The following is a 16237-nucleotide window of genomic DNA, read 5'->3' as shown; positions in this document are numbered from 1 at the left end:
GGTGCCAGAGCCGGTACTGAAGGTCCACAACCTCGTCGTCCGCTACGGCGGCCGGAAGGGCGCCGGGACCACAGTGATCGACGACATCTCCTTCGACCTGCACGCCGGGGAGACACTGAGCCTGGTCGGCGAGTCCGGTTCGGGCAAGACCACCATCGGCCGCGCCGTCCTCGGGCTCGCACCGGTCACAGCAGGCTCGATCACCTTCCGCGGCGAGACCATCAGCAACATCTCCCGAGCCCGCCGACGCAAGGTCGCCCGCGACATCCAGGTCATCTTCCAGGACCCCTACTCATCGCTCAACCCGTCGATGCAAGTCGAAGACATCCTCGTCGAACCACTCGTCGCCACCGGATCCGGGAGCGGCCGGACACGGGTACGGGAGCTGCTGGACGCCGTCGGTCTCCCGGCCGACTCCGGCGGGAGGTACCCACGGGAGTTCTCCGGCGGTCAGCGGCAACGGATCGCGATCGCTCGCGCCCTCGCCCTCGATCCCTCGGTCATCATCTGCGACGAACCCACCAGCGCTCTGGACGTGACCACCCAAGCCCGCGTCCTCACACTCCTGCAGGACATCCAGCGCCAGACGGGCGTGGCCTACCTGTTCATCAGCCACGACCTGGGCGTCGTGAACGAGGTGAGCGACCGGATCGCCGTCCTCCACCAGGGTCGCATCGCGGAGATCGGCAAGGCACACGACGTCGCGACGAACCCGCAGCACCCTTACACCCGCAGGTTGCAGATGGCGGCTCCCGTCGCGGATCCCAAGAAGCAACGCATCCGGCGCGCCAAGCGGCTGCAACTCGACACCGCGGAGCTTTCCGACGTGAAGGGGAACCCATGAAGACACACGGAACGGCCGGTGACGATGTGTCGCACGGCTCCCCGACGGGGACATGGACAAGACGTCACTTCGTCCGCAACGCGACAGTCGGCGCCGTGGTGGTGCTGGGCACGTCGTCGATTCACGTGCCCCGCGCCGCGGCCGCATCCCGGCCGCAGTGCGCGGCGCGCGTGAGCGGCGGGCCGGTATGGGTCACACCCGACTGCGACGACCCCCTGTACAACCAACCTGTGATCGACAGCGAAACGGACCTCACCACACCGGTACCGCACCGCAAGGTAGTGGGCCACTTCGCGGGCACCGACAAGAAGTTCACCCTCTGCCTCCCCTTGAAGCGACAGTGGCAGGGCCGCTTCTTCCACAAGGTGTATCCGCTGCAGGACGAGAACCCAGCCGCCGAGGACATCGCCTTCGGAGTGGACAGCGGCGCCTACGTCGTGCAGACGAACGGCGGCACCGGCTACCGCGGGGACGCGGCCACGGCCACGTTCTCCCGGACGTACGCGGCGCGGTACTACGGCTCGAAGCGACGTATCTACGGCTACGTCTACGGCGGCAGCGGCGGCTCCTACCAGACCATCGGCGCCATCGAGAACACCTCGGGCGTCTGGGACGGCGCGGTGCCCTTCATCCCCGGCACGCCGGCCGCCGTCCCCAACAGTTTCACCGTCCGCGCCCTGGCCCGGCTCGTCCTGCGCGACAAGGCACCCCTGATCGCCGCCGCGGTGGCACCCGGAGGCAGCGGCGACCCGTACGCACACCTCAATCAGGTTGAGCGGGCCATGCTGCGAGAAGCCACGCGGATGGGGGTTCCGCTCCGGGCCTGGGAGGACTATCGATACGTGCTGGGGCTGACCGCCCCCGACGGCCTCCTCGGGTTCACGGCCCTCGTGCGCAGTATGGACCCCACCTACGCGGACGATTTCTGGGGCAAGCCGGGCTACCTCGGCACCGAGCAGTCGCCCCTCGGCGATCTGATCCGTGCCGCGCGGATCGACCATCAGGCCACGGTCGAGCAGATCAACCTGGACAGCCAGAACGAACCCAAGAGCCTTGTCCTCGACACCGCGCCGTCCCAGCCGGACACGACGGGGCTGGATTTCACCGCCTACGAAAGCGACGGCACGACGGTCATCGGAACGCTGTCGGGCTCGCTCGACCCGACCACACGGGTCCTCACCCTCGACAGCGGAAACAACGCCGGGGTGCTGGCCGCCCTCGGTAAAGGCGACAAACTGCGCATGGGCAACCGGTGGTCCCTCGCTTTCCGCGCCTACCACCGCTACCAGGTGCCGACCCGTCCCGGCTTCTACGCCTGGGACCAGTACCGGGTCCCCGACGGGCAGCCTCTGTACCCGCAGCGCAAGGTCCAGGTGGGCCCCGCCATCTCCGCGTCCACCAGCGGCGGCGGCACGCACACGGGCAGGATCAACGGCAAGGTCATCGTGGTCGCCAACCTCCTCGACACCGACGCCTACGTCTGGCCCGCCGACTGGTACCGCGCGCGGGTCAAGGAAGCCCTCGGCGAGGGATACGACGACAGCTTCCGCCTCTGGTTCAACGACAACGCCGACCACCTCGAAGGCCCCGTCACCGGTGCTCGCGCGGCGCGGCTCGTCGAGTTCACCGGCATCCTGCAGCAAGCGCTGCGCGACCTGAGTGCCTGGGTGGAGAAGGGTGTGGCACCAGCGCGCTCGACTCCCTACAGCGTGGACGACAGCCAGGTCGAGGTGCCGGAGAGCGCCACGGCCCGCCGGGGAATCCAGCCCGTCGTCGATCTGACCGTCGACGGCACCGACAGGATCGATGTGGCCGTCGGCCGGTCCGTCACCTTCAAGGCCAGGATCGAGGTCCCGCCCGCCGCCGGCCGCATTGTGACGACGGAATGGGACTTCGCCGGCACCGGCACCTTCACACCCAAGTCCTTCGGGCCACCTCGCCGAACCGTCGAGCTGAGCCAGACGTTCACCTACACCAAGCCAGGCACGTACTTCCCGGTGCTGAGAGTGACGGCGCAACGGCAAAGCGACACCGCAACCCCCTTCGCCCAGGTGGCGAACCTCGGCCGGGTGCGCGTCGTCGTCCACTAGACATCCCCTTGCGCCTCCACCCGGTCCCGCGCACAAGAAGCGTCCGGTTGCGGCACGTCAGTCTGAGGCCAGCTGGGACACCGCCGCGCAGTGCAGGCCAACGCCGGCGCGGGACGTCCTCTACTCCGCGCCGGGAACCGTTGAGGGGGCGGCTCCCGACAGGCCTTCCTGCCCGAGCCTACGAGGGTGCTGACGAGCGACTCTCGGGGGCGCACCGTGTAGGCCGGCACCGCCGCACGATCAACGCGGTCACCGCCGGCAACGCTCTCGGGACCGAGCTCAGCAGTTTCCTGATCACCGAGTTCGGCGCGCGTGCCTCGCTGGCGAGGGCATGTGCGGCCGCTCTTCTCGCCGCTCGTCTGCGAGCCGTGGCCCGCTTGTACCCGAATGTCCGATCGATCAATGGAGTCTGTCATGCCTTACGGCCCCTCGTCCGTTCTAGGTGAGGTACTGCGCAACAAGCAGGCCCAGGCGGTGGTCCGCAAGTACGCGCCGCATCTCGACAAGGAGATCGAGAGTGCCCAAATGTGGTACGGCACGCTCGCGCAGGTGACCACGATGCTGGAGGGGATCAGGATCGACCCCGCGGCCCGCGACGCCCTCTACGCCGAACTGGCCACTCTCGAAGAACCGGACGATGAGGCGGCTTCGCCCCGCGACGAGGAGATCATCCCGGTCGCGGACTACGAGTCTGAAGACGTACCTTCCGGCAGCGCCCAACTGGTTGCCGCGCCGCACGGCACCCTGTGGCAGACCTTCGAGCTGGAACTGCACGGCCCGGCGCACGGCAACCCCTTCACCGACGTCACGCTGCGGGCCGAATTCCGCAACGGCGACCGCTCGGTGACGGCGCACGGCTTCTACGACGGCGAAGGCGTGTACCGCGTCCGGTTCCTCCCGGACGCGGAGGGTGAGTGGTCGTTCCGGACGACCAGCAACGCCCGTTCCCTGGACTCGGTCACCGGCACCTTCCACTGCGGCCCGGCCGGCCCCGGCGACCACGGCCCGGTCCGCGTCCATGCGGGCGCCCACTTCCAGCACGCCGACGGCACGCGCTTCCTCCCGCTGGGCACCACCCTGTACGCCTGGACCCACCAGGGTGCGGAGCTGGAGAAGCAGACCCTCGCCACGCTCGCGGGCAGCCCGTTCAACAAGGTCAGGATGTGCGTCTTCCCGAAGTGGTTCGTCCACAACGAGACCGAGCCGCCCCTCTACCCCTTCGCAGGTTCCGTCGAGGAGGGCTGGGACTTCCAGCGGCCCAACCCCGCGTACTTCCAGCACCTGGAGCAGCAGATCGCCCGGCTCGGCGCCCTCGGTATCCAGGCCGACCTCATCCTCTTCCATCCGTACGACCGCTGGGGCTTCTCCACCATGTCCCCGGCCGCGGACGACCGCTACCTGCGCTACGTGGTCGCCCGGCTCGCCGCCTACCCCAACGTGTGGTGGTCCCTGGCCAATGAATACGACCTGGTGTGGTCCAAGTCGACCGACGACTGGCACCGGATCGCCGCGGTGATCAGCGGCCACGACCCGCACGGCCACCTGATGAGCGTGCACAACTGGGTGGAGCTGTGGGACAACGACGTCGACTGGGTCACGCACGCCAGCATCCAGCGCACGCCCGAGGGCACCCGCGAATGGCGCGAGCGCTGGGGCAAACCCGTCGCCGTCGACGAGCTGGGCTACGAGGGGGACATCGAGTGGGGCTGGGGCAACCTCGCCCCTCAGGAGATGGTGCGCCGCTGCTGGGAGGGCGCCGTCCGCGGCGGATATGTCACCCACGGCGAGTGCTTCCTGGCGGACGACGACGTGCTGTGGTGGGCGAAGGGCGGAGTCCTCAAGGGCGAGAGCACGCCCCGGCTGGAGTTCCTGCGGACCATCATGGAGGACATCCCGTCGGACGCGGCGGGCATCGATCCGCTGCCGTCCGACTTCGACGTCCCGGTGGGTGGCGTAGAGGGGCGCTACTACCTGGCCTACTGCGGCATCATGCAGCCGCGCCTGCGCACCTTCCATCTTCCCCAGGGAAGCCGCTTCCGGGCCGACATCATCGACACCTGGAACATGACCATCACCGAACTCCCCGACCTCTACGAGGGCACCTGCACCGTGCCCCTGCCCGGTCGGCCGTACCTCGCTGTCCGCCTGCGTGCAGTGGAGGGCCGATGACACCCGGGCCGGGAATCGCGTCGGCACGCGTGCTGTTCGGCGCGGCCTACTACCCCGAATACCACCCCGCCGAGCTGAGGAAGACGGATCTCGACCTGATGGCCGAGGCACGCTTCTCCGTCATCCGGGTCCTGGCTGCAGCCGACGCTCGACGGTGCCCACGAGCGCGGAATCGGCGTCATCCTCGGCACCCCCACGTACGCGGCACCGCCGTGGCTCGTCCGCCTCTATCCGGAGATCGCCGGTACCGAGCACTCCATCGGCACCATGGCGGAGCTGCACGCCGAGCTGGCACGCATCCGCGAGCAGGGGTACGCCACCGACGACCAGGAGAACGAACCCGGCGTCAACTGTGTCGCCGTCCCCGCCTACCTGAACTCCCCCACCGCGCCGAGTGGAGCGATCAACATCAGCGGCCTGACTTACCGCACGCCTCTGGCAAGGCTCGTCGCCGACCTGCCGGCCATTCGCTCCATCGTTCTGGTAACACAGCCGTGTAATCCGCCAGTCCACTGGCCCGACTGCTCTACAACCGCCCACCCCACAGCACAGCCGGCGCATCCCACGTTGCTTCCGCGCGCGCGATCGCGCCCGTTCAGGACCGACCGCGTCGGCGACCGGGCGGCCCTCGGCATGCCTCCGACCAGGCGCACGTCCCCGATCCCCCGCAACCACACCGCGAACCCTCAGCAGCCACAAGGGATTGACGAGCTCGAACCTCGCTCATACGTTGGCTGCATGTCGAATCAGCAACGCATAGACATTCAAGCACCGGGAGAGCCGGTCTACGGCGCCGGTGTCTGGCACTTCGCCACCTACGTCGACCGCTACGCCACGGACGGATACGGCGAACCGCGCACCATCCTCGATGCGATCAAGCTCGCCGGAGCCGTCGGTGACCTGTCCGTCCTCGACCTCAACTGGCCGTTCCCGCCCGGCGACATCAGCACCGCCGAGGTCCGCGCCGCCCTCGCCGAGCAGAACCTGCGGGCCATTGCCGTGACGCCGGAGTTCTACACCGGGAAGTTCGCCAAGGGCGGCTTCACCAACCCCGACCCGGCCGTGCGCCGCCAGGCCGTCGACCTGGTCGCCGCCTCCGCGGAGGTCGGGCGCGAGCTCGGCGTGGACTATGTCAAGGTGTGGCCCGGGCAGGACGGCTACGACTATCCGTTCCAGGCCGACTACACCGACCTGTGGGCCAAGTCGGTCGATGCTCTGCGCGAACTCGCCCAAGACTTCCCCGATCTGAAGTTCGCGATCGAGTACAAGCCGCGCGAGCCGCGCAACCGGATGGTCTTCTCCTCGGTCGCCCGCACCCTGCTGGCGATCCAGGACATGGGGGTGGACAACGTCGGCGTGCTGCTGGACTTCGGGCACTCCCTGTACGGCGGTGAGACCCCGGCCGAGGCGGCGCGGATGGCGATCTCCCGCGACAAGCTGTTCGCGATCGACGTCAACGACAACTTCCGTGGCTGGGACGACGACATGGTCGTCGGCTCGGTGCATCTGCTGGAGACCTTCGAGTTCTTCTTCGCACTCGACGACGCCGGCTGGCAGGGCGTCTGGCAACTGGACCAGTTCCCCTTCCGCGAGGACCCGGTCGAGGCCGCCCGCACCGGGATCAGGACCATGCGCGCCTTCCATCAGGCGCTCGGCTACCTCGACCGGAGTGAGCTGCGCGCCGCCCAGACGGCGCAGGACGCCCTGGGGGCGCAGCGCATCGCCAAGCGGGCACTGTTCCGTGCCCTCGCAGAGAGTGAGTCCGCGTGACCACCGCCCTCGTGGAGACTCCCGCTCCCCTGCAAGCCGACGAGGCCACCGTCCGGGAGTACGAACAGCGCAGCGCCCGCCTGCGCAGCGCCTCACCGGCCGAGGCCGCCGCGGAACTCGCCGAGCTCTCCACCGCCGTCCGACGCGACATCCTCACCACCATCCAGTCAGCCGGCATGGGTCACGTGGGCGGTGACCTGTCGGTCACCGACCTGATGGTCACCGCGCTGTGGGGCGCCTTGCGGCTGCATCCGGACGAGCCGGACCATCCGCAGCGCGACCGCTTCGTGCTCAGCAAAGGGCACTGCGCCGCGGCCCTGTACTCGACGCTGGCCTCCTGCGGCTTCTTCCCGCGCCAGCGGCTTCGCGAGTTCATGGCGCCGCTGTCCCCGCTCAACGGCCACCCCGCCCGGCTGAAGGTGCCCGGCGTGGAGACCAACACGGGCCCGCTCGGGCATGGCTTCCCCGTCGCCACCGGCTGCGCACTCGGGGCGAAACTGCGTGATGAGCCGTGGCGCACCATCGTCGTGCTGGGCGACGGGGAGATGCAGGAGGGCAGCAACTGGGAAGCCGCCATGACCGCAGCCCACTACGAGCTGGCCAACATCACGGCTGTGGTCGACCGCAACCGGCTGCAGCAGGGCGCCCGTACCGAGGACACCACGGCCGTTGAGCCGCTGGACGCCAAGTGGGCGAGCTTCGGGTGGGAGGTCCGCGTGATCGACGGCCACGACCATCGGGCGATCAAGGAGGCGTACGCGCCATCGACCACGGGACGCCCGGTCGCGGTGATCGCCGACACCGTCAAGGGCAGGGGCGTGTCGTTCATGGAAGACCGCGTCGAATGGCACCACAAGGTGCCCACCGACGAACAGGTCCGTCTCGCGCTCGAGGAGCTGAACCGATGAGCACCCTGGCCACCCAGGCCCCCACCTTCGACTGCCGGGCAGACTTCGCCGACGAACTCATCGCGCTGGCCCGCGCCGACGAGCGGATCGTCGCGGTGTGCAACGACTCGGTGGGCTCCAGCAATCTGGTGAAGTTCCGCGAGGAGTTCCCCGACCGGCTCATCAACGTCGGCATCGCCGAGCAGGACATGGTCGGCGTGTCGGCCGGCCTGGCCAACGCCGGGTTCATCCCGTTCGTCTCCGCCGCGGCGCCCTTCCTGACCGGCCGTGCCCTGGAGCAGATCAAGGCCGACATCGCCTACACCCACCGCCACGTCGTGCTGTGCGGCCAGAGCCCCGGCATGGCGTACGGAGAACTCGGGCCCACCCACCACTCCATCGAGGATCTGTCCTGGATGCGCGCGGTGCCCGGCCTGAAGATCATCGTGCCCGCGGACCCGGCCCAGACCCGCGCCGCCGTACGCTGGGCCGCGGCCTCGGCCGAACCAACCTATCTGCGTGTGCCACGGTTCAAGGTGCCCGCCGTCACCCCCGACGACGCGCCCTTCGAGATGGGCCGTGCCGTCCGTCTGGCCGATGGCACCGACGTCACCCTCATCGCGGTGGGCACGCTGGTCTCCCGCGCCCTGAACGCCGCCGACCTCCTCGCGCAGGACGGCATCTCCGCCCGCGTGCTGAACATGATGTTCGTCGAACCGCTTGACGTGTCCGCAGTTGTGTCCGCCGCCCGGCAGACCCGCGCCATCGTCACCGCCGAGGAGGGACTGGTGTCGGGCGGACTGGGCGCCGCCGTGGCCAAGGTGGTGGCCGAGCATCATCCCGTCCCCGTGCGCATGCTGGGCGTACCCTCCTTCGCCCCGACCGGCAGCACGTCCTTCCTGCTGGACCACTTCGGTCTGAACGCCCAGGGTGTCGCCGCCGCCGCCCGCAAAGCCCTGGGCCGGCCGTGAAGAAGCCGCACGTGCTCGCGATCGACCAGGGCACCAGCTCCACCAAGGCCCTGCTGATGGACACCTCCGGTGAGGTGGTCGCCCGGGCTCAGGTTCCCCTGGCCCAATCCCATCCCGGCCCCGGCCTGGTGGAACAGGACGCCGAGGCGCTGCTGGACAGCGTGCGCACGGCGGCCGCTCACTGCGTCCAGGACACCGACCCGCGCACAGTGGCCGGCGTGGCCCTGAGCACCCAACGTGAGTCTGTTGTGCTGTGGGACGCGGCGACCGGTCGGCCCGTCGCGCCCCTGGTCAGCTGGCAGGACCAGCGCGGATCGGAGCGGGCCGCGCTCCTGGTCCGCGCGGGGAAGAGCAAGGAGATCCGCCGCCGTACGGGGCTCCCGCTCGACCCGATGTTCTCCGCCCTGAAGATGGCCGCCCTCCTCGACGAGCACGACCCCTCCCGTACCCGCAGCCGCTCGGGAGCCCTGCGCCTGGGCACCGTGGACGCCTACCTGCTGCAAGCGTTGACGGGCGAGCCGGTCACCGAGATCGGCAACGCGTCGCGCACCCAGCTGGTCAACCTCACGGCCGGCGACTGGGACGACGACCTGCTCCGGCTGTTCGACGTCCCGCGGCCCGCCCTGAGCCGGATCGTCCCGTCCACCGGGCCCTTCGGGACGCTGTGCGGACCGGCACCCCTGCTCAACGGCACCCCGGTGTCGGCGGTGATGGGTGACTCGCACGCCGCACTGTTCGCCCACGCCGGATGGCGACCGGGCACGGTGAAGGTCACCTACGGCACCGGGTCCTCCGTCATGGTGGTGACACAGGACCCGGAACCGACGGAGCAGGTGTGCAGCACCATCGCCTGGTCTATGGGCCTGCCGGCGTACGCACGCGAAGCGAACATCCGCTCCACCGGGCGTTCGCTGACCTGGCTGGCCGACCTGCTCGGCACCACGCCGGTCGAGCTCATCCGCCTCGCGGCCGACGCCGACGCCGGTGACGTCACCCTCGTACCGGCCTTCGGCGGTATCGGAGCGCCCTGGTGGGACGCGAACGCCGTCCCCGTACTCGCCGGATTCGACCTGGGCACGGGCCGCGCCCAACTCGCCCGCGCGGCACTGGAATCGGTCGCGCTCCAAGTGGCCGACGTTCTCGCCGCACTACCCGGCCTGCGCCACATCGTCGCCGACGGCGGCCTCAGCCGCAGCGACGCACTCATGCAGCTGCAGGCCGACGTCTCCGGCATCACCGTCACCCGCAGCGGGCATCACGAGCTGTCCGCCGCGGGAGCCGCACACCTCGCGGGCCTCCGCCTCGGCCTGTGGACCACCTATGAGCTGGAGGAACGTGCCGACAGCGACCTCCGGACCTTCACGCCCGCCTGGGACAGCACACGCCGCGGCAGCGCTGTAGCACGTTGGCACCGGCGTCTCGCAGCCGCCCGCGAGCTAGGGACAGGTGGCGTGCCACGGACGTCGTGACCACATGGGCGGTGGCCGCAGGCCCGACCGATAGGGTGATGCGCAACCCCTGGCGATCGGCCTGAGGACCGGTGCGGACGAGGACGGAGGATCGGATCGGTGACGGCAGCGTCGTCCACTCCCAGCCCGGACCACATGCGGCTGCTGGTGAAGGTGGCCCGGATGTACCACGAGCGCGGAGTCAGACAGCCCGAGATCGCGGCGCACCTCCACATGTCCCAGCCGCGCGTCTCCCGGCTCCTGAAGGAAGCGGCCGATCGTGGTGTGGTCCGCACCGTCGTCGTATCCCCCGAGGGAGTGCACGCCGAACTCGAAGAAGCCCTCGTCGAGCGGTACAGCCTGCGCGACGCCGTGGTGGTCGAGGTGGAAGGAGCAGGGATCGACGTCATCCCAGCGCTCGCGGCAGCGACGGCCACCTATCTCGACGCCACACTCAAGGGCGGCGACGTCATCGGCGTCTCCTCCTGGAGCGCCACCCTGCTGGAAGCGGTCAAGGTGATGCGGGCGAAGACCCCGTCCGTAGCGCACGAAGTCGTGCAGCTCGTCGGCGGTTCCGGCAGCCCCGAGGTCCAGCTCCACGCCACCCGCCTGACCAGCCGGCTGGCCGAGCTCACCGGGGCGCGGCCGGTCTTCGCACCCTCCGCCGCACTGGTGGGCAGCCGTGAACTCCGGGACCTGCTCGCGCGGGAGCCGGAGATGGCCGAGGCCATGCGGGCGTGGTCAAGGCTCACGCTCGCTCTCCTCGGCATCGGGAGCCTGGAGCCCTCACCCCTCCTGCGCCGCTCGGGCAACGCCGTCACCCCCGAGGACCAGCGGCAGCTCAAGGAACTCGGAGCGGTGGGCGACGTGTGCGCCCGCTACTTCGACATCGAAGGGAACCCCGTCGACGCATCGTTCAACGACCGGCTCATCGGCATCGACCCGGACCAACTGCGGGCCGTGGAACGACGCATCGGCGTGGCGGGCGGCATAGACAAAGTGGCCGCGATCCGCGGCGCGGCACGCGGCGCCTGGATCAACGTCCTGATCACGGATGCCGACGTGGCACGACAACTGCTCAACAACTGATCGTCACCGAACGCTCGTCGGCCTGGGCCCGATGACCGCCTGACGCTGGGTGCCGAGGCCCTGGATGCCGAGCTCCATCACGTCACCCGGCTGAAGCCACACCGGCGGGACGAGGCCCATCCCAACGCCCGGAGGCGTCCCGGTGTTGATCAGATCGCCCGATTCGAGCACGAGGAACTGGCTGAGGTCGGCTGTGATGAGCCAGGACCCCGCCGGGTTGAAGGTCTCTGCGGACTTCCCTTGGCCCATCGCCCGCCCCGTTCCAACTGGCAGGCACGCTCGCTCACATCATGGAGGGGACGCGGGGGAAACTGAAACGGCTGGTGGAACGGGGCTGGCTGATCGAGGACCAGCCCGGCCGGTTCGCCCCCGCTCAGGCGGGGAATCGGCGAACTCGCGGAACGATGAAGGCTCTTCTCTCCAACTTCGGAGGTACCACACCAAACCGAAGCCGCAGAAAGAAGAGCCGGTGGAACCCTACGACGCCTGCGATGCCATCGATCCGTTCACTGCCGCGACAAGGGCCCTCGACCGCCTGAAAGGCGCGTTGGCCGGCCCGGAGTCGGCCGCGTTGTCCCATCACGAACTCGAAGACCTTGTCGGGCTTCAAGGCCGTGAACTGCTGCGGCTGCTCTTCCAGGGCCATCTCGATCTGCGGGAGAAGCGGGAGCGGGAACAGATTCGGCAGGCAGAAGACCTGCCCGTCCGTGGTGCGGACGGGCAGGTCCGCCCGTATCGCGAGGTGGGTCACTCCCGTCTGCTGGCCTGTGTGTTCGGCACGGTCACCGTGACGCGGTGCGTCTGGCGGGGCAAGGGACTGACCAGTGTGCACCCGGCCGACGGGGAACTCTCGCTGCCCGCGCACCTGCACTCCCACGGCCTGCGCCGCCTCGCCGTCCTCGAAGGCGTCCGCGGCTCCTACGACCAGGCCAAAGAGGCGGTCGACCGCAACTGCGGGAAGATCCTGGGCAAATGACAGGCCGAGCAGCTCGTCGTCGACGGAGCCCGCCACCAGTTCGAGTTGATCCAGGCCGGAGCCGGCCGGCGCCACCTCAAGGTGCACGTCCTGCTCGACTTCGTCCACGTGCTCGAGTACCTCTGGGGCGCGGCACACTGCTTCCGCAAGGCGGGCACGCCCGAAGCCGAAGCCTGGGTCGCCGGCCACCTCACCACGATCCTCCACGGCCAGGCCGTCCGCGCCGCGACTGAGATCACCGCTCAGGCCGATCGGACAGGGCTGCGTGGAACCCGGCGTGAGGGAGTCGACGTCTGCGCCGCTACTCACCGGCCACCTCCACCACCTCGGCTACGACACCGCGCTCACCGCGGGCTGGGCCCATCGCCACCGGCCCGATCGAAGGAGCCTGCCGCCACTTGATCGGCGACCGCCTCGACATCACCGGCAGCCACTGAGGCCTGACCGGCGCCGAAGCCGTACTCAGGCTCCGCGCCCTCATCGACAACCGCGACTTCGACGCCTACGGGGTGTTGCACTTCGCCCGAGAGCACACTCTGTCCCGCCGCACGATGACGTTGGTGCCCCGCCCCTGACCGGACCGTGGCTGGCCTTCGACTACGCCGGTCCAGGCGAACCGATAGCGGCACACCGCCACACCGGTGGTGAGCACGGGCCACTCCAGGTCCCGGACCTCATACACCTCGTCGAGGATGGTCGAGAATGTCTTCTCGATCGCGGACCGGATCTCCTCGATACCTCGATACGAGCCGTCTGAGAACCAGTAGTTGGCGTCCTCGGCAATGAACGGCACGACACGCTCGATGTCGTGGCTGTTGTTCGCCGACTCGTACTCGCGCATGAACGACACAAGTTCAGATTCCAGAGGCATCCGATCCATCACGGCGCCCATCATCTCGACACACACGCGCGAGCGTCACCACTTTTCCCCATCTCGACCAGGCAGGTGGCAGCCCCGAGCCATCCTCCCTCAAGACGACGAGCTACACCCATCTGCGATTCTTCGGTCGGCCAAACGTGCTCAACGGCCGGCGATGGTTCCCGGCGTGTCGGGTGTTGCCTGCGAGCGCTTCTCGACCTATTGTATTATGGTCGTAAGATAAATGGTGGGGAACGAGCGGTGGCTCGCCATCGGCTCGGACGAACGGAGCCCACACCATGCCGCTCAGGTGCAGGCGGGCCAGCCCAGCCGATGCAGCCCGAGTGACACGTCGGCGACACCCGCGCCCCACCAGGCGCAACAGCCCTGTGGTCGCCGGACGCGATCACGGCCACGCAAGCCCAACGCCTCAGGAAATGGAAACCACGCCATGAGCCAGCCCAGCACGATCCGCCTCGAGCGGACGACTCCGCGGACCGCCAGGATCACGTTCTCGAATCCTCCCGTGAACCTGGTGGTTCCCGAGTCGATCGTGACGTTGCACAAGATCGTCTCGGAGCTGGAGAACGACCCGGACATCCAGGTCGTCGTCTTCGCCAGCGAACTTCCCGACTTCTTCATCAACCACTTCGACGCCGCCGCGGCCGCCGACCTTCCTTTGCCCGAGCACGAGGACGACAACCCGCTCTGGACCGACATGGTCCTGCGACTGAGCAAGGCTCCGTTCGTCAGCATCGCGGCCATCCGGGGCCGTACCCGGGGCGCCGGCAACGAACTGGCCCTCGCCTGCGACCTGCGCTACGCCAGCCGCGAGAAGGCGTTCTTCGGCCAGCCCGAGGTCGGCCTCGGCCTCGTCCCCGGCGGAGGCGGCGGCGAGCGGCTTCCGCGCTCCATCGGCCGCGACCGCGCGCTGGAGGCGATCCTGACCAGTGCCGACTACGACGCCGACCTGGCCGAGCGCTGGGGATGGGTCACCCGGACCCTGCCCGACGCGGAACTCGACGCCTTCGTCGACGCGACCGTCGCCCGTCTCGCCTCCTTCGACCGGCAGGCACTGGCGACCGCGAAGTCCCAGGTCAACCGGGCGACACTGCCGCCGGACGCCCACCTGGTCGCCGCCTTCGGCGAGTTCGCGAGCACCCTGACGCAGCCAGGATTCGCCGCGCGGGCGGTCGGGCTCGGCGCCCTGGCCGCCGAAAAGGGCCTCGACGTCGAGTACCAGCTGGGCGAGTACATCGGCCGGGTCAGCGAAGCCCTCTGATCGCCCACGATCGCGCCCACGACTGACCGCAGCGCCCGACAGGGCGCCCGTAGGCGCCGCGATCCCCCAGAGGGGGTTCCATCCCCCACCCACCAGGGTTCCCATAGCGGCCGGGCACGCTTCAACGGCAGCCCGGCCGCCGGCTCCCGACCGGAGGGCCCCGCCGCACCCGCCGTGGTCCGAACACGAAAAACGCGATGGACGATGCCCCACCGCACACGGTCGTGACGTGCGAGTCGACCGTTCTCGCGTCCGGTGCCGTGACTTCGTCGACGGCACATGAACAGCTCTCGGCAGCGGTGCCAGACCCTCCTTTGAGCGGGATTCTGCTGTAATGCCGCTCCAGCGGCTTAAAATCGCAGGCTTTTGCGTCAGCGTCTGGCCCTCGGGTGGTCGGCCCTGCGCCGGTCGGCTGCGGTCAGGCTTCCGGGCTGCGTGCCGCCGGCTGGCCGCTGTTGTCGTGCGCCAGCGAGGCGAGAATCTCCTTGCGGCAGACATCGAGGGTTTCGTCCGCCAGCGGAGAACCGTCCGGGCATGCCCGCGACGGCATGACCGCGCCGACCGAATGAGCGAGCATGTCGCTCAGCGTGGTGCGGGCCGCCCGCTGGTCCGCATCCCCCGGCTTGTCGCCTGGGGCCTGAAGGGCCGTCAGCAACTGCTCGATCCCGGCCGCGAACTCCGTCTTGATGCCTGTCGGCTGACGTGCGGCATCGCCGCTGAGGGCCGCGATGGTGCAGCCGTCGCCGCGCCCGTCGCGATGCTCCCAAAAGACGTAGCTCTCGACGAACTCGGCGAGGCCCAGGCGCCCTAATCCGCTGCCGACCATAATATTACGTACGTCAGACCATAGATGAGGATGGGACACGAGGCAATGGTCCGGCAAAGTTAGGGAGGAACCCTGTGGCGCGCTACACCAAGGAGCACAAGCAGGTGACGCGGCAGCGGATCATCGAGTCGGCTGGGCGTCGGTTCAAGAGCGACGGGATCGACGGTTCGGGGATCGCCGCGCTGCTGGCCTGATGCCGGTCGCTCTTGTGGGGGCTGGACACGATTCGCCCCGCCCCCGGCGGCTGTCAGAACATCGTGTTGTCGTTGGCGGCGGTCTCGGGCACGGCCTGTTCGGAGTTCCAGTGCTCGACGATCCTGGCATCGCGGACCCGGAAGAGGTCGATGACCGACCGGCCACGCTCGCCCGGCGTGTCGACGTAGTGGCTGTGCACGGCGACCAGGTCGCCTTCGGCGATGACGCGTTTCGGTGTGACACTCGACTGCGGGAACTTGTCGAAGTAGCTGCCCAGGTCGGCCTTGAGGCCGGCCGCGCCGTCGGAGATGCTCGGGCTGTGTTCGTGGTAGTCGGCGCCGACGTAGGCGTCGATGGCGGTCAGGTCCTTGCGGACCAGCAGTTGGTCGACGAACGCGGTGACCAGTTCCTTGTGGTAGGCGGTGAACCAGCGCTGCCCGACCGCGTCGGTCCGCGGCTCGCTGAGCGTGGCGAACATGTCGTTGCCGTTGGCAGTGCTGGCCGGCACTTCCTGAATGACGTCCCAGTGCTCGGCGATCTTGCCGTCCTGGAAGCGGAACAGGTCGAACACGGCCAGACCCTCGGTGCCCGGCACCATGACGTAGCGGGAGTGCAGCAGCACCAGATCACCTTCGGTGATGATCCGTCGTGGCTCGAAGGCGGCCTGCGGGAACTGCTGTCGCATGGCGCCGCTGAAGTACTTGAGGGCGTCGGCTCCGTCGGGCGCCAGGGGGTTGTGCTGGATGTAAAAATCGGGCCGCACGACCCGATCGACGATGGCCGTGTCGCCGAGGACGAACACGTCATGCAGCAGTTGCTTGGCAAGTTGTG

General features: G+C 68.9%; 12 protein-coding genes and 4 pseudogenes. 12 read left to right on the top strand and 4 right to left on the bottom strand.

All coding sequences use genetic code 11. The features are described 5' to 3' along the window. Position 1 precedes the first annotated feature (1 nt). The 9 genes and pseudogenes from ACIOHP_RS14750 (at position 2) to ACIOHP_RS14710 (ending at position 11268) form a co-directional block, all read left to right on the top strand. Positions 2-844, top strand: a complete 843-nt coding sequence (locus ACIOHP_RS14750; RefSeq protein WP_401887297.1) for an ABC transporter ATP-binding protein — start codon at positions 2-4, stop codon at positions 842-844. Positions 845-1074: 230 nt separating this feature from the next. Next, a complete protein-coding gene (locus tag ACIOHP_RS14745) occupies positions 1075-2934 on the top strand; it encodes a PKD domain-containing protein (protein ID WP_401887294.1) in 1860 nt (619 codons plus the stop codon). 414 nt (positions 2935-3348) lie between these two features. Continuing rightward, on the top strand, positions 3349-5103 hold the full coding sequence (locus tag ACIOHP_RS14740; RefSeq protein WP_401887292.1) for a DUF5605 domain-containing protein: 1755 nt from the start codon (positions 3349-3351) through the stop codon (positions 5101-5103). Then, positions 5100-5490 (top strand): annotated as a pseudogene (locus ACIOHP_RS14735) (beta-galactosidase); the annotation flags it as partial. The gene ACIOHP_RS14740 and the pseudogene ACIOHP_RS14735, both read left to right, overlap by 4 nt. A gap of 351 nt (positions 5491-5841) precedes the next feature. Next, entirely contained in the window at positions 5842-6873 is a 1032-nt protein-coding gene (locus ACIOHP_RS14730; RefSeq protein WP_401887571.1) for a TIM barrel protein, read from the top strand. Beyond that, positions 6870-7781, top strand: coding sequence for a transketolase (locus ACIOHP_RS14725; protein ID WP_401887289.1), 912 nt, complete (start codon positions 6870-6872; stop codon positions 7779-7781). The genes ACIOHP_RS14730 and ACIOHP_RS14725 overlap by 4 nt, the downstream gene beginning before the upstream one ends. Next, entirely contained in the window at positions 7778-8731 is a 954-nt protein-coding gene (locus tag ACIOHP_RS14720) for a transketolase family protein (protein WP_401887286.1), read from the top strand. Before ACIOHP_RS14725 ends, ACIOHP_RS14720 begins: the two co-directional genes overlap by 4 nt. An 11-nt stretch (positions 8732-8742) precedes the next feature. Next, positions 8743-10200, top strand: a complete 1458-nt coding sequence (locus ACIOHP_RS14715; RefSeq protein ID WP_401887284.1) for an FGGY family carbohydrate kinase — start codon at positions 8743-8745, stop codon at positions 10198-10200. Positions 10201-10299: 99 nt separating this feature from the next. After that, positions 10300-11268, top strand: a complete 969-nt coding sequence (locus tag ACIOHP_RS14710; protein ID WP_401887281.1) for a sugar-binding transcriptional regulator — start codon at positions 10300-10302, stop codon at positions 11266-11268. A 3-nt stretch (positions 11269-11271) separates the two neighbouring features. On the opposite strand, the gene ACIOHP_RS14705 is transcribed toward ACIOHP_RS14710, so the two are convergent. Continuing rightward, entirely contained in the window at positions 11272-11517 is a 246-nt protein-coding gene (locus ACIOHP_RS14705) for a fumarylacetoacetate hydrolase family protein (RefSeq protein WP_401887278.1), read from the bottom strand. Positions 11518-11737: 220 nt separating this feature from the next. Between ACIOHP_RS14705 and ACIOHP_RS14700 the strand changes: the two are divergent. Beyond that, positions 11738-12819: pseudogene (locus ACIOHP_RS14700) on the top strand (hypothetical protein). Here the strand turns inward: ACIOHP_RS14700 and ACIOHP_RS14695 are convergent. Further along, positions 12747-13085 (bottom strand): YybH family protein, encoded by a 339-nt coding sequence (locus tag ACIOHP_RS14695; RefSeq protein ID WP_401887568.1) that lies wholly within the window; start codon positions 13083-13085, stop codon positions 12747-12749. The pseudogene ACIOHP_RS14700 and the gene ACIOHP_RS14695 overlap by 73 nt on opposite strands. 469 nt (positions 13086-13554) lie before the next feature. On the opposite strand from ACIOHP_RS14695, the gene ACIOHP_RS14690 reads away from it, so the two are divergent. Then, positions 13555-14385 carry an enoyl-CoA hydratase/isomerase family protein gene (locus ACIOHP_RS14690; protein ID WP_401887275.1) on the top strand — a complete coding sequence of 277 codons (831 nt, stop codon included), beginning with the start codon at positions 13555-13557 and terminating at the stop codon, positions 14383-14385. A gap of 418 nt (positions 14386-14803) precedes the next feature. Here ACIOHP_RS14690 and ACIOHP_RS14685 read toward each other — a convergent pair whose 3' ends face one another. After that, entirely contained in the window at positions 14804-15211 is a 408-nt protein-coding gene (locus ACIOHP_RS14685) for a hypothetical protein (protein ID WP_401887272.1), read from the bottom strand. A gap of 74 nt (positions 15212-15285) precedes the next feature. On the opposite strand from ACIOHP_RS14685, the pseudogene ACIOHP_RS14680 reads away from it, so the two are divergent. Next, positions 15286-15402 (top strand): annotated as a pseudogene (locus ACIOHP_RS14680) (TetR/AcrR family transcriptional regulator); the annotation flags it as partial. A 56-nt stretch (positions 15403-15458) separates the two neighbouring features. On the opposite strand, the pseudogene ACIOHP_RS14675 reads toward ACIOHP_RS14680, so the two are convergent. Then, positions 15459-16217 (bottom strand): annotated as a pseudogene (locus tag ACIOHP_RS14675) (nuclear transport factor 2 family protein); the annotation flags it as partial. Between the last annotated feature and the right edge of the window lie 20 nt (positions 16218-16237).

The sequence above is a fragment of the Streptomyces sp. NPDC087859 genome (assembly GCF_044742595.1).
Lineage (GTDB): Bacteria > Actinomycetota > Actinomycetes > Streptomycetales > Streptomycetaceae > Streptomyces > Streptomyces canus_F.
This window is presented reverse-complemented; position numbering and strand designations above follow the sequence as displayed.

What these genes read in the sequence shown, in the direction of transcription:
- ACIOHP_RS14740 (WP_401887292.1), top strand. Translation starts at nt 3,349, where the DNA reads ATGCCTTACGGCCCCTCGTCCGTTCTAGGTGAGGTACTGCGCAACAAG.
- ACIOHP_RS14730 (WP_401887571.1), top strand. Translation starts at nt 5,842, where the DNA reads ATGTCGAATCAGCAACGCATAGACATTCAAGCACCGGGAGAGCCGGTC.
- ACIOHP_RS14720 (WP_401887286.1), top strand. Translation starts at nt 7,778, where the DNA reads ATGAGCACCCTGGCCACCCAGGCCCCCACCTTCGACTGCCGGGCAGAC.
- ACIOHP_RS14705 (WP_401887278.1), bottom strand. Translation starts at nt 11,517, where the DNA reads ATGGGCCAAGGGAAGTCCGCAGAGACCTTCAACCCGGCGGGGTCCTGG.
- ACIOHP_RS14695 (WP_401887568.1), bottom strand. Translation starts at nt 13,085, where the DNA reads ATGCGCGAGTACGAGTCGGCGAACAACAGCCACGACATCGAGCGTGTC.
- ACIOHP_RS14690 (WP_401887275.1), top strand. Translation starts at nt 13,555, where the DNA reads ATGAGCCAGCCCAGCACGATCCGCCTCGAGCGGACGACTCCGCGGACC.
- ACIOHP_RS14685 (WP_401887272.1), bottom strand. Translation starts at nt 15,211, where the DNA reads ATGGTCGGCAGCGGATTAGGGCGCCTGGGCCTCGCCGAGTTCGTCGAG.